The 13,015-nt window shown below is 31.9% G+C and carries 14 protein-coding genes and 1 riboswitch; of the genes, 1 reads left to right on the top strand and 13 read right to left on the bottom strand.

Annotation, left to right across the window (positions count from 1 at the left end; translation table 11 throughout):
• Window positions 1–2: 2 nt before the first annotated feature.
• The 12 genes from LGK95_RS05575 to LGK95_RS05520 all read right to left on the bottom strand — a co-directional run bounded on the left by LGK95_RS05575 (window position 3) and on the right by LGK95_RS05520 (window position 10,589).
• Window positions 3–851 carry a DegV family protein gene (locus LGK95_RS05575; protein ID WP_226123067.1) on the bottom strand — a complete coding sequence of 283 codons (849 nt, stop codon included), beginning with the start codon at window positions 849–851 and terminating at the stop codon, window positions 3–5.
• 246 nt (window positions 852–1,097) lie between these two features.
• Window positions 1,098–1,862: a cobalt-precorrin-6A reductase gene (locus LGK95_RS05570; protein ID WP_226123065.1), complete on the bottom strand. Its 765-nt coding sequence runs from the start codon at window positions 1,860–1,862 to the stop codon at window positions 1,098–1,100.
• Window positions 1,863–2,041: 179 nt separating this feature from the next.
• Window positions 2,042–2,758, bottom strand: a complete 717-nt coding sequence (gene cobJ, locus LGK95_RS05565; protein WP_226123064.1) for a precorrin-3B C(17)-methyltransferase — start codon at window positions 2,756–2,758, stop codon at window positions 2,042–2,044.
• Window positions 2,759–2,774: 16 nt separating this feature from the next.
• Window positions 2,775–3,530, bottom strand: a complete 756-nt coding sequence (cobM, locus tag LGK95_RS05560; RefSeq protein WP_264174481.1) for a precorrin-4 C(11)-methyltransferase — start codon at window positions 3,528–3,530, stop codon at window positions 2,775–2,777.
• 68 nt (window positions 3,531–3,598) lie between these two features.
• Complete coding sequence (locus tag LGK95_RS05555; RefSeq protein ID WP_226123058.1) at window positions 3,599–4,264, bottom strand: cobalt-factor II C(20)-methyltransferase; 666 nt, start codon at window positions 4,262–4,264, stop codon at window positions 3,599–3,601.
• Window positions 4,265–4,340: 76 nt separating this feature from the next.
• Complete coding sequence (gene cbiE / locus LGK95_RS05550) at window positions 4,341–4,955, bottom strand: precorrin-6y C5,15-methyltransferase (decarboxylating) subunit CbiE (RefSeq protein WP_226123056.1); 615 nt, start codon at window positions 4,953–4,955, stop codon at window positions 4,341–4,343.
• 97 nt (window positions 4,956–5,052) lie between these two features.
• The gene (gene cbiD / locus LGK95_RS05545; RefSeq protein WP_226123242.1) at window positions 5,053–6,138 is read right to left on the bottom strand and encodes a cobalt-precorrin-5B (C(1))-methyltransferase CbiD; all 1,086 of its coding nucleotides are present in this window, start codon (window positions 6,136–6,138) and stop codon (window positions 5,053–5,055) included.
• A 29-nt stretch (window positions 6,139–6,167) separates the two neighbouring features.
• A complete protein-coding gene (locus LGK95_RS05540; protein WP_226123054.1) occupies window positions 6,168–6,431 on the bottom strand; it encodes a ribosomal protein L7/L12 in 264 nt (87 codons plus the stop codon).
• 72 nt (window positions 6,432–6,503) lie between these two features.
• Complete coding sequence (locus LGK95_RS05535) at window positions 6,504–7,130, bottom strand: precorrin-8X methylmutase (protein WP_226123052.1); 627 nt, start codon at window positions 7,128–7,130, stop codon at window positions 6,504–6,506.
• 68 nt (window positions 7,131–7,198) lie between these two features.
• Complete coding sequence (locus LGK95_RS05530) at window positions 7,199–8,527, bottom strand: cobyrinate a,c-diamide synthase (RefSeq protein ID WP_226123050.1); 1,329 nt, start codon at window positions 8,525–8,527, stop codon at window positions 7,199–7,201.
• A 77-nt stretch (window positions 8,528–8,604) separates the two neighbouring features.
• Window positions 8,605–9,702, bottom strand: coding sequence for a pyridoxal phosphate-dependent aminotransferase (locus LGK95_RS05525; RefSeq protein ID WP_226123045.1), 1,098 nt, complete (start codon window positions 9,700–9,702; stop codon window positions 8,605–8,607).
• Window positions 9,703–9,755: 53 nt separating this feature from the next.
• On the bottom strand, window positions 9,756–10,589 hold the full coding sequence (locus LGK95_RS05520; protein WP_226123043.1) for a sirohydrochlorin cobaltochelatase: 834 nt from the start codon (window positions 10,587–10,589) through the stop codon (window positions 9,756–9,758).
• Between the two features lie 156 nt (window positions 10,590–10,745).
• A riboswitch (cobalamin riboswitch) is annotated at window positions 10,746–10,872 on the bottom strand.
• A gap of 181 nt (window positions 10,873–11,053) precedes the next feature.
• Here LGK95_RS05520 and LGK95_RS05515 point away from each other — a divergent pair.
• Window positions 11,054–11,965: a transposase gene (locus LGK95_RS05515; RefSeq protein ID WP_226123041.1), complete on the top strand. Its 912-nt coding sequence runs from the start codon at window positions 11,054–11,056 to the stop codon at window positions 11,963–11,965.
• A gap of 233 nt (window positions 11,966–12,198) precedes the next feature.
• Here LGK95_RS05515 and cobS read toward each other — a convergent pair whose 3' ends face one another.
• Window positions 12,199–12,951 (bottom strand): adenosylcobinamide-GDP ribazoletransferase, encoded by a 753-nt coding sequence (gene cobS, locus LGK95_RS05510; RefSeq protein WP_319001904.1) that lies wholly within the window; start codon window positions 12,949–12,951, stop codon window positions 12,199–12,201.
• Window positions 12,952–13,015: the final 64 nt, after the last annotated feature.

The following is a 13,015-nucleotide window of genomic DNA, read 5'->3' as shown; positions in this document are numbered from 1 at the left end:
ACTTATGGTTCCTCTATGCAAACCATTCCCACTAGACCTGGTCCACTATGAACTCCTGATACAGGACTTATACATCCTCCAAATTCTACTGAAATAGCGTTTGGATTGTCGCTTATTTTTTCCATTACTTTTTTTGACTCCTCTAGGGCATCACCGTGCACTACATAAACTTTACATTTCTTTTTATTTAAAATATTATTCGTAAGTTCTACAAGTTTATTAAGAGATTGCTTCCTGCCTCTTACCTTTTCGCATGTAGTATACTTACCATCGTCATCAAACGAAATTATAGGTTTAATATTTAAAAGCTCGGCAATAGTTCCTGCAACTTTACCTATTCTTCCGCCCTTTTTTAAATATTCTAAAGTACCTACAACAAAATATAAATGGATTCTACTCTTAATAGACGGAATAGCTTTAACTACCTCTTCAAAACTTTTTCCTTCTTTAATTAACTTTCCACATTCTGTTACTATTAATCCTTCACCAAGTGCTATAGACTTTGAATCACATATATGTGTAGTGATCCCTGGGTGGTTTTCACTTATAAGTTTCATAGCATTAAATATACCAGATAACCCAGTGGATAAAGTTATTGCTATAGCATGAGTGTATCCCTCTTCTTCTAATTTTAAAAATAATTCTTCCATATCCTTCATTGACGGCAATGATGAAGTAGGTACTTCTTTTTTCATGTTATTATAAACTTCCTGCGGTGTAATATCTATATTATCCAAATACTCTCTATCAGAATAGATAATCCTAAAGGGTAATACATTTATATTGTATTTTTCTATTGCGTCACTTCTTAAATCACTCGTAGTATCTGTAATCAACGCTATTTTGTTCAAGTTAACCCCTCCTAATTATATAATAATTATTATTATATCACTATAATTTATGTGTATCAATACTGATACATAAACACCCATATATATTAATTTGTCCAATATTTATAAATGTATACACCTATGCACAAATATGCGGAATTAGCGCGGGCAAATATGCCGGGAGAGTTAATAACTATAAATAATATATTATAATAATACTTTAACTAGTCAACTAATCTTCATAATCCCACTGAGTCAAAGTTGAAGCTACATTAAACCTGAAATAAATTTCACAATTTCTAATTCACTATAAAACACATTTGAATACTCCATATCTTTTCTTCCTATTATAAATGCAGGTATATTGTTATCTACCGCCGCTTTTATTTTATCGTAAGTTCCACCTTGAATTCCACTATCCTTCATAATTATTGCCTTAGCCTTGTATTCTTTAATAAAACCGCAATTTAATTCGTAACCTACAGGGCCTTTCATAGCAACTATATCATCAACTCTTACTCCTAATTCCAAAATGTCTTCTAAAACCTTAATGGAAGGTAAAACTCTATGTATTACTCTATTTTTTAATTTAAAGCCTATAATCTTTTCTATATTCCTGCTACCCGTAGTGTTTAAAATACATCCTTCCACTTTTGAAAGATACGGATATAGACTATCATAATCTTCCACCACAATAACGTTTTTATTATCCTTAAAATTTTCTGTAATAGAGGGCCTTTCATATCTAACATATTGTACTCCATAGACTTTGCATGCTTCAATTGCATTTTCAGTAATTTCTAAAGCATAAGGGTGGGATGCATCAATTAGTATCTTTATATCATGGTGCTTTATTACTTGCATAAGCCCCCCTAAATCTAATGGCTTATCATTAAACACTTTATATTTATAATCTCTTAAAAGCTCTGCTCCATAAGCAGTAGCTGTTGAGACAAGAATGTCCTCTGTAAACTCATTTAGTCCTGAGAGAATATTTTTCCCTTCTGATGTACCTACAATTAAACCTATCATCTTTATTCACTCCTACCTACCTTAAATTGTGAGAAAATAGTGGGGACGGTTAACAACTAAGTGATGTTTATGATGACTAATATCTGGGACGGTTAATAACTTTCCCTTACTTTACTTTGTTTATTGATACGGTAAAAGTCTATTTGTTATTTAACCGTCCCTCCATCTTCCCCTGTTTTTTAAACTTTGTAACCTCTTGGTGTTATAAACTTACCATCTTTTACGTAGCTTTGGCTGTTACCAATTATAACAATCGATAACATATCAACTATGTCCTCGTCAAAGGTATCTAATGTAGATATACTTACCTCTTGTCCATCGCGAAGCGCATTTTTAACTACAGCTATTGGAGTAGTTCCATCTCTATGTGTTTTTATTATATTTATGCATTCTCTTAAATAGTGAGGTCTACCCTTACTTTTAGGATTGTATAATGATATAACAAAATCACCTTCTGCGGCTAGATTTACTCTATTTTGAATCAATTCATATGGGGTCATTAAGTCACTTAAACTTATGTTACAGTTATCATGCATTAATGGTGCTCCAAGGACAGATGCCGCAGCAGACGATGCTGTAACTCCTGGAATAACTTCAACTTCCTCATCTATCCTAAGCTGAAGAATTAAACCTGCCATTCCGTAAATCCCAGAATCACCAGTACTCACTACGCTAACTATCTTGTCATGACTAAGCTCTAGTGCCTTTTTACACCTTTCTTCTTCACCCTTCATGCCTGTTGAAAATATTTCTTTATCTTGTAATAAGGGTTTTATCATATCTATATATTTATTATAGCCCACAACCATATCACTTTCTTTTATGGCCTCCATAGCTCTTATTGTCATATGAGAAGGTCCACCTGGACCTATTCCTATTACATATAATTTTCCCAATTTAACATCTCCTTCACTATCTATTTTTTCCTTCTCGAAACATATGTGTAAAGGTCTTATCATATAAAAGGCTCTTTTCATATTCACAATCTATAAAATCACCTACAAGAATTTGAGCACATTTTGTTATTTTAGCCTCTTTTACCTTCTCCGCTATATCATCTAAAGTTCCAATAATAGCTCTTTCATCTGGCCAAGTAGCTCTTTCAATTACAGCTATTGGTACATTTCTCCCGTAACCTGCTTTAAGTTTTGCAACTACCTTATCTATCATACTTATAGATAAGAAAATGGCCATAGATGCCCCAACTGACGCAAGCTTTTCTAGATCCTCAGTTTCTGGTACAGGGGTTCTGCCCTCGACCCTTGTTAATATTAAAGTTTGAGTTACACTTGGGAGAGTAAATTCTTTTTTTATAACAGCTGCTGCTGCTGAGAAGGAGCTTACTCCTGGCACTATTGCATAATCTATATTTAATTTATCTAATTCATCCATCTGCTCTTTTATAGCTCCATATATAGCTGGGTCACCGGTATGTAATCTTACTACATTTTTATTCTCACTATGTGCTTTTCTCATAACCTCTATAACTTCCTCGAGAGTCATTGAAGCTGAATTGTGAACTACTACATCTTCTTTGCAAAAGCTTATATGCTCAGCACTTACAAGTGATCCCGCATATATAACTATATCCGTACTAGATAATATATTTCTTCCCTTAACTGTTATTAAATCCACATCACCTGGTCCTGCACCTATAAAATAAACCATTAAATTCACCTATCCTTTATTAAGTATTGTTAAGTTAGTTGTTAACTGTCCCCGCTTTTTAGTCCAGTTTATTCTTTCCTTGCTATTATTAAACTCATATATTCTTTATTTTTTAATATATCTTCGCGACACCTTAGAACTTCTTGGCCTTCTCTGCCTGCTCTTTTAACATATACATAGCTATACCCCTTTGCTTCAAGGCAATTTAAGACTTCTTCTTCAATTTTATAAACCTTCATAATTACTAAGAATTTTTCATCTTTTATAGTATCAAGCCTAGTTGCTGGAAGTATTAAAAGCGGTTCGTTGCCTATTACTAAATATTCATTGGCAATGCTGGCACAAGCACAAAATGAGGTTATTCCTGGAATCGTCTCAACTTCGTATCCGCTTTCCTTTATATAATTTAAAAGATATATATATGTGCTGTATACAAACGGGTCTCCTATAGTTAAGAACGCCACATCTTTCCCAGCTTTTAATTTTTCTTCAATAGCTTTGAATGCTTCATAAATTTTAGATTCCTGCTCTGCTCCACCCATAGGGAAATGCTTAATTAACACTTCGGAATCCTTGCTGATATATTCTTCTGCTATTTCATGAGCTATGCTTTTTCCACCATGCATAGCACTTGGTACTACTATTACATCACATTTTCCAATAGTTTTTATTGCCTTTATTGTGAGTAGTTCTTTATCCCCAGGTCCTACCCCTACACCATATAATTTTGCCATGGTTAATCCTCCATATCTAATTAGGCACAATTAGCTAAATGAAATTCACTCTGCTAGTTTATTTTATGTGCCTTACTTAATTTATATTTTCTATGTTTTCTATAACAACGACACTAAGATCATCAAAAACTTTATCCTTAATTTCTTCAACTGTTGCCTTTATTATTCTTTCATCCGCGTATGATAATTCTTCACCCACATATATCGTAGCTTTAATATTATTATCATAGAGTTTTCTACATAAAGTTTGCGGTGAATTACTTTTATCTGTAAGCCACACGGATATCTCATGTTCACGTACTATTTCTATAAATTCTTCTTGTCTCCCATGCATGCTACCTAAGTAAGCATTTTGCCATGGTTTTTGAAGCTTACACATTAAATATTGAAAAGAGCTTATACCAGGTATTATTTCTATGTCACCATTAAAATTACTCTTTATGTAGTTTGTTATGCCGTAAAAACATGGATCACCTGATGCTATTATGGCAACATCTTTATCTATGTTTGCTGTTATATAATCCATAACTTCCTTTAATGTTGTCACTATTATCTTAGGGACATTAGTTTTAGGTATGCTCCTTACTGCTCTTTGGAATCCAACTATTACATCAACTTTTTCAATACGTTCTATCGCTAAAGGAATAATGTATTGAGGATTGCCAGGCCCAATTCCTACTATATAAACCATATACTCTGCTACCTTTCACTATTTGATTATTTATCTATTAGTAGTTAACTGTCCCCACTAATTGTTTGTCTATTAGTTCATTAGTTATTAACCGTCCCTACCCTTTTTCTCTGGTGTCACAAAGAATTCCCTTATTCATAGAAAACATAATAACTTCTGCTGGAATTGTTTCATAAGTATACTGGAATAATCTTTCTTTTACTTTATTTGCAATGTTTTCATATATTTCTTTGTAATCTTCGCCTAATAGATTTATTGCTCCCTCAGTAGTTTTCTCCTTATAAACCTTAGTAACAATATCAGTAGGTGCTCCTATTAAAGCTAGTTCTAGAGCTATTACTTCAAGCCTCACATCACATACTCTGCTGTGAGTTTGAAAACATCCTGCTGCTATTTTGCACACTTTTCCTATATGCCCTATAAGCAGAATCTTCTCTACATGTTTTTCCATGCAGCTATTTAGAGCAAAACCTATATAGTTTGAAACCATTACTATGTTGTCAGTTTTAAGTCCTACCTTTTCAGCCATGCCTTCTCCCATATTACCAAAAACCAAGGTGAGATTTTTATGTCCCTCCGCTCTTTTTTGAGATATTTCTATATTAATAGATTCTGTAAGTGCCTCTTGTGACATTGGTGTTACAATGCCTGTAGTTCCTAGTATTGATATACCACCCTCAATGCCCAGTCTTGGATTAAATGTTTTCTTAGCTACTTCTTCCCCCTTGGGTACAAACACAGTTATTGCAACCCCATCATCTTTTGGGAGCACCTCTTTCACCTCTTTTTCAATCATTTTTCTAGGTACTGGGTTTATTGCCCATTCCCCTTTAGGTACGTACAATCCTTCTCCGCTAACTATTCCAACGCCTTTTCCACCTTTTAAGGTATATCCTGATTCTAATTTTTCAGCCCTTGACCAAATTTCCATGCCTGTAGTTGCATCAGGATCATCTCCACCATCTTTTATAATGCAGCATTCAACAAAGTTTTCTCCTCTTACTACCTTATCTATTGGGAGCAACAATTCTATACCCTTTGGTGTGTCTATCCTTATCTCATTTATTTCAGTATTATAAAACAAAATTTTAGTAGCCGCTTTTGCAGCACCTGCAGCGCAAGAACCAGTTGTATATCCACATCTCAGTTTTTTACCATTAAAATTAACATATAAATCAAGCATCATTATATACCCCCTGTTAAGGTTGTTATTTATTGTAGGTTATCAACATAATCTTTGGCTTCCTTTAATCCAAGTCCAGTAGCCTTTCTTACTTCTTTTATTGCCTGAATTTTTTTTCCTTCATTAATAAGGTTTCTTAATTCATCGTCTAAAGGCTCTTGTGGTACTCCAACCTGTTTAGCAACCTTAATTAAATTTGAGTTCATACGAGTTATATGTTTTTGCAATGAATCAATCTTACTTGTAAGTAGAAACATATAAAGTAGCAATACATAAATTATTATATTATCCATCTGCTATCTCCTCACCTCATTTATATTTACTATTATAATAATTTAATTTAAAAACAAAGTTTTTGTGACTTACTAATTTCTATCTACTATCATATACATTAACGCGTTTAAAATAGATGCAGCCACTGTACTTCCACCTTTTCTTCCCCTGACTGTTATCATTGGAAGATCTAGTTTCTCAATTTCTTTTTTAGAATCCGCCGCTCCAACAAAACCTATAGGTGCTGCCACTATAAATTTGGCATTGCATTTTCCCTCATGGATTAGCTCCTTTAATCTAAATAAAGCTGTAGGTGCATTACCAAATATGAAGAACTCAACTCCATCCTCTACTGCCTTCTCCACTGCTGCCATAGACCGTGTTATTTGGCGCGCTTTTGCTATCTCCGCCACCTTTTCATCACTAACATAACATAATGCTTTGCAATTTAAATCTTTAAGAGCTTTTTTATTTATACCTGCAAGTGCCATTTTTGTATCAGTATATATAGTCACTCCTTTTTTAAGTAACTCTACAGCCTCGTCTATTGCTCCATCCCGTATATAAACTATGTTTTTATAATCAAAATCAGCAGTAGTATGTATTACTCTTTTAATTATTGATAACTCACTACCTGAAAATTTATGTTCTCCCATTTCTTCTCCAATAATTTCAAAGCTTCTCTTTTCTATATCCATAGGAATTTTTATATATTCCATATTTTAATCTCCTTTTCTATTAAGATAAATAAGTTACCACCAATAAGTGGGGACGGTTAACAACTAATTCACTGATTTAAAATTTCCTTAACCCATTGTAAATTCCCAAAAAAGTGCACATGTCCATATACCGCTATAGTATTTTTCTTAACATATCCGCATAACCAATTTTTCTGACTTCCATCATAAACCTCTTTAGAAAGCTTACATATCTTTTCTTCAGTTAAATTAACAAATGATTTGTGAAACTCATGACAATTTATCCTCATATTTTTTGGCATAACATCATTCTCTATTTCTACTTTAATTTGTGCATATCCAAAATTCTGAAGTTTTTTTGTTAAAGTATAATACCCACTATAAAATCCCACGGTATTATGCGATATTTGTTCTTCTCCTTGAAGTTTTTCGCCTTGTGTAAGATACATTAATCCCCCACATTCAGCATAACAGTGCAGTCCGTTATCTAGAGCCTTTTTTATACTTTTAAGCATTGATGTATTTTCAGATAACTCTTTTTTAAATACCTCAGGGTACCCTCCACCTAGATAAAGAAAATCAATATTACTTGGTAACTCTTTATCGACAATTGGACTAAAGTATATAACTTCTCCTATTTCCTTTAGGATTTCTAAATTTTCTTTATAATAAAAACTAAAGGCCCTATCATAAGCTACAGCTATTCTTTTCCCTTTGTTCTCCACATGAAATTCATCTACGTATTTTCCACTTTCCTTAAATTGCTTTAATAATAAATCTATATCCAAATGTTTTTCTAATAATCCAGCACAAATATCAATTTTTTCCTCTAAATTCTCTATTTCACTACTTTGAATTAAACCTAAATGCCTACTTTTTAAACTTAAACTTTCATCTTTAGGGAGAAAACCTAAAACCGCCAAATTACAATTTGCTTTAATGGCAGCTTTTAGTAGTTTATAATAATTTTCTGTTATGTTGTTTAGTATTATTCCCTTTATATTAGCATCCTTAAAATTAACCATTCCATTAATTTCTGCACAAAGTGTTGCCACTTGTGCCTTTGGAGACAGTACAAGTATAATAGGCAGGTCTAAAACTTTTGACACATGATACGTAGAATATTCTGTGTCTATACCCTTTCCATCATATAATCCCATTACGCCTTCAACTACTGCAATGTCGCCATTTCCTCTAGAAAAGCTAGCCTTAATTCCATCTTCTCCCATAAGATACAAATCTAAATTACGTGAATCTTTACCAGTTATCTTTGTATGAAAAGCTGGGTCTATATAATCGGGTCCTACTTTATACCCCTGCACCTCATATCCTCTATTTTTCAATGCTTTCATAATCCCAAGTGTTACAGTTGTTTTCCCACCACCACTGGAATTTGAAGCTATAACTATACTCCTCATCTACATTCACATCCCTTTGTGGACTGCACTCTAAAGTTCAATTAGTTGTTAACTGTCCCCAAGCTTTTATCATATATTCACTCATTTTCAATTCTGAGTTTCTTAAAAACTGCTATCAATTTTTTATTTCTATCTTTATCCTTAATAGCAAGCCTTATATATTGTTTATCAAGTCCTCTAAAATTGTCTGCTTTTCTTATAACAAAACCTTGAGCAAAACATAGTTTATAGCATTCATCGGAATTTATCCCCTTTAATTTGCATAATACATAATTCCCATAGGTTAAAAATACTTTATCTATAAATGTTATATTATTTAATGCTTTTAGAAAACTGGCTCTTTCATCTCTTATCCACTCTTTGCTTTTTCTTATATATAATTCATCCTTTAAAACGTAGCGAGCAGCAACTTCTGCAAAAGAGTTTATGTTCCAAGGATTTTGTTTTCCTTTAACTAATTTTATTAAATAAGTATTACTACTTATTCCATATCCAAACCTTATGCCGGGCATTGCAAAAAATTTAGTTAAAGCTCTTATTATAAATAAACATTTGTAGTCTTTCACCAAGCTTTCAAAACTGTGCTGCTTGCCACCTGTAAATTCTATAAATGCTTCATCTATTATTATTGTTTTATCATTCCTCTCACAGTACTCAAGAATCTTTTGAAACTCTGGCTTATCTATTATATTGCCATTAGGATTATTAGGATTACCTAAAACTATACCTTGTACATTTTTTAATTTATTTAGTATATCATCATAATCGTATGAGAGCTGCGCATATCTATTTTTTAATAACATGTCATCATTAATATTTTCTTTTAAATAAGAATACTCTATACTACAATTCCACTTTTTAGCATCAATTTCGTACTCTACAAAGGATGGCACAACAATTAGCAAACTTTTATGACAAGCTATAACTAAGTCGATTATTTCTGCCGCCCCATTACCTAAAACAAAATATTCCTGAGGGCAACCAATGTATTCCCCTAAGCCTTTTAACACATTTCTATATTGAATATCTGGATATCTTGTTAAGGCATCTAGTGCTTCACCAATATTATCAATAAAGCTTTTAGGAACTCCTAATGGATTTATATTAGAGCTATAATCTATTAATTCTCGTCCCTCAAGCAATCCATTAGTATAAACATCTCCACCATGTACCATTGAATACCTTCCTTTCTACTGTTAAAAGCTCCCTAATTGCAATTTTCTCTATTTTAAATGCCCTTAGGTGTTTTTCCTACATTGTCAAACGTTTCATTGATGACATCATTAATATGCTGTATATAAATATCTTGAACGTCACTATTTTCTCCTAATCCATGCAAGTATAATTTAACTTTAAATCCTTCTGCTTCTAAAATATTCTTGCATGAATGTTCTGATTCTCCCACCATGTCATTCTTTACATGATCTCCTGCTACGAGTAGTAATGGCATCAAGGTAACTTCTCTGGTCTGCTCAGCCATTACATTAGGTATCACTCTATCTAAAGTTGGGTACCCTTCAACCGTTGCTACATGCACATTATTAAACCCTCTATCCCTTAAAACACTTTCAAAGCAACAATACACTGCATTTGCAATATGGTTTGTACCATGACCCATTAATATTACTGTGTCATCTTTTGGTAATTGTTTTGATAAAACGTCAACCATTATTGTGTAGTCATCTGGTACTCCCGCCTCTTCCCCCTTAAAACATATAAGAGGTCTTCCTACCACAATGCTTTCAAATGCATTACATTCTTTATATTTATTAACTACATTATTTACATAATCAAATTCCACTCCTGGAATAACATGCAAAGGCTGTACAATTACTTCATCGTAACCTTCATTTTTTAATTTTTCCAAAGCTTCCTCTGGCGTATCTATATAAATATTATCCCTGTTTTTAAGAACTTTAAGAATAACATGTGAAGTAAATGCTCTTCTTATATCATAATCTATAAATGTACGTTTTATTTTTTCCTCAATTATATCTATAGTTACTTTTCTTGCATCTTCGTATGTTGTTCCAAAACTTACAACTAAAATTGCTTTCTTCATTTCTCTTTTCCACCTTACTAAATATTTTTTAAATTTAATTCTTTCTATAATAATCTTTTTCAAAAAACAAAAAAATAGCACACTTAAGATAGCGACTACTTTTTAATTAATTCATAATTATATTAACTGCATTAAAAAGTTCTTTCCCTCCGAAAGCTTGTTAACATCATTTAGGCAGGTCTCCTGGCTTTTGATTTCTCAATTACAGTAGCGGGGGCTGCTACGGATTCAAACCGCATTCCCTTTTCACCTATTACTAGGCACCTAAAATTCTATTGTATTCTATTTGTTATTAGTTTATTATATTTATGCCCCACTGTCAATATCAAGAGTTTATACTAAACTACAATCTTCCCAGTCAATCTTAGGGACGGTTAACAATTAAATAAAATATTAACTTAAGAATAACATTCAACCACATAGGCAATAATTCAAAGAAAAGTTTATGAGGATAGGTGATTTCTATGCCAAGAATGGCGAGAGTAAAAACAGATAGTTCTATATTTCATGTTATGTGTAAAAGTATCAGCGAGGTAACTTTATTCAAGGATGATGGCGATAAAAAAAGATATTTGACACTTATAAAGAAGTATAAAACTCTTTATAATTTTAAACTTTATGGGTACTGCCTTATGAATAACCATGTACATTTAATAGTTGATGCTAATGGCGCGGATATATCAAAAGTGATGCATGGAATAAATTTTTCTTATGCAATGTACTTTAATAAAAAATATAAAAGAGAAGGACATCTTTTTAAGGATAGATTTAAAAGTAAAATAGTTAATAACGATAGATACTTGAAAACCCTATCTCTCTATATGCACAATAATCCTACAACTATAGTTGAATATAAAAATTGCCCTGAAAAATATGCTTTTTCTAGTCTAGCAATATTTTTAGGAAAAAGACGTGATTTCTTTAAATTAGTTGATTATTCATTTATTATAAGTTTTTTTGGCAACACCCTTAAAAATGCACGTAAAAATTACTATAACCTTGTTTTCAGATGTAACGAAGAAAAATTGAAACAAGAAATTGAATTTGAAGATGAAAAAGCTGAATATAATAATGATAGAAAGATACTTGTGCGCAACTTTAACCCAAAAGATATAATAGAATTTATAGCATCAAGAATGGATATATCAAAAATTCACCTTTATATAAAATATAGTAGAAAGTTTGTGCATGCAAAAGCTTTAGCTGTTGTTTTAATGAGAAGCCTATGTAATTTTAAATCAAGTGATATATCTAGCACCCTTGGAAATATAACTCAAGCTAGAGTATCTAAATTAAGCACTATTGGCATAGATTTAATTGGATCGAATGAAAAATACGAAAACATTATTGGTGATTTTATTAAATCATACGCTTAATGAGATTGGTTTACTATTTGTTATTAAAAATGAAAATTTATAAAGTAATTCACAAGTATTCTTAATTTATATACATTGGACAAGCACATAAGATATACTATTTATTATTGTAGAGACTAACAGCGTATAAGCATACGCAATTAATACTTGCATCAATAATAAAAAGGTACAATTTCAATAAAAACCTTGTACCTTTTTAAAAACCAACTAATTGTTAACCGTCCCACTTAGTTTTAGTTCATTGCTATAAATAACATCATAACTAGTATTTCAACTAATTCATTATTAGCACCCAAACTATCTCCTGTAAGTCCCGTAATTTTACTCTCACAAAACTTATTTATCAGGAAACTTAAAAGTAGTCCTGAAACTATCAATATAATACTTTTATTTAGTCCTATTAATAAAGTGCCAAATATTATAGTTATAATACCTGATATTACTAACCTTTTGACATCAATATTACCAATAAATATGTTGCCCGAACCTGTTTCTTTGGCATTTTTCCCTATAAAAGATATAAAAACCACAGTAAATCTTGCAATTATTGGTGTGGCAATTAATATAAGTGGTAGATTAATTTGTATGATAGTGTTCACTGCTGCATATCTTGCTAACATATCGAACACTATAGCAATAGTAGCATAAGTACCCACTGTGCTGTCCTTCATAACTTCTATTATTTTATATTTATCACCTTTTAATGAAAAGAAACCATCACATGTATCGCCTAACCCATCCACATGTAACCCTCCAGTAATAATTATTGGTATAATAACTACAAATACTGCCGTAATATTAACTGGTAACACTTTTATTAACATATAATAGATTATCCACTGAACAATACCTATAAATAATCCTACCACAGGAAAAAAAACAGATCCTCGTCTAAAGTTTTCTTTATCACATTTTAAACTTTTGTTTATAGGTATACGTGTAAAAAACTGAAAAAACAGTAAAAAATCATTTAAATATTCTCTCATCTTATTTATTTGCAAAGATAATCCTTGCAAATCTCACCTCTTTCCTAATACTAATAATCACTAC

Source organism: Clostridium algoriphilum, assembly GCF_020443705.1.
GTDB classification, from domain to species: Bacteria; Bacillota; Clostridia; order Clostridiales; family Clostridiaceae; genus Clostridium_AD; species Clostridium_AD algoriphilum.
Note: the sequence above shows the minus strand (reverse complement) of the source record. Positions and strands in the feature narration are given on the sequence as shown.

Excerpts from the sequence above, each read along its gene's own strand:
- LGK95_RS05570 (WP_226123065.1), bottom strand. The coding sequence starts at position 1,862 with ATGATAGGTTTAATTGTAGGTACATCAGAAGGGAAAAATATTCTCTCA.
- cobM (WP_264174481.1), bottom strand. The coding sequence starts at position 3,530 with ATGGTTTATTTTATAGGTGCAGGACCAGGTGATGTGGATTTAATAACA.
- LGK95_RS05555 (WP_226123058.1), bottom strand. The coding sequence starts at position 4,264 with ATGGCAAAATTATATGGTGTAGGGGTAGGACCTGGGGATAAAGAACTA.
- cbiE (WP_226123056.1), bottom strand. The coding sequence starts at position 4,955 with ATGGTTTATATAGTAGGAATTGGGCCTGGCAATCCTCAATACATTATT.
- cbiD (WP_226123242.1), bottom strand. The coding sequence starts at position 6,138 with ATGCTTGATTTATATGTTAATTTTAATGGTAAAAAACTGAGATGTGGA.
- LGK95_RS05540 (WP_226123054.1), bottom strand. The coding sequence starts at position 6,431 with ATGGATAATATAATAATTTATGTATTGCTACTTTATATGTTTCTACTT.
- LGK95_RS05535 (WP_226123052.1), bottom strand. The coding sequence starts at position 7,130 with ATGGAATATATAAAAATTCCTATGGATATAGAAAAGAGAAGCTTTGAA.
- LGK95_RS05530 (WP_226123050.1), bottom strand. The coding sequence starts at position 8,527 with ATGAGGAGTATAGTTATAGCTTCAAATTCCAGTGGTGGTGGGAAAACA.
- LGK95_RS05525 (WP_226123045.1), bottom strand. The coding sequence starts at position 9,702 with ATGGTACATGGTGGAGATGTTTATACTAATGGATTGCTTGAGGGACGA.
- LGK95_RS05520 (WP_226123043.1), bottom strand. The coding sequence starts at position 10,589 with ATGAAGAAAGCAATTTTAGTTGTAAGTTTTGGAACAACATACGAAGAT.
- LGK95_RS05515 (WP_226123041.1), top strand. The coding sequence starts at position 11,054 with ATGCCAAGAATGGCGAGAGTAAAAACAGATAGTTCTATATTTCATGTT.
- cobS (WP_319001904.1), bottom strand. The coding sequence starts at position 12,951 with ATGAGAGAATATTTAAATGATTTTTTACTGTTTTTTCAGTTTTTTACA.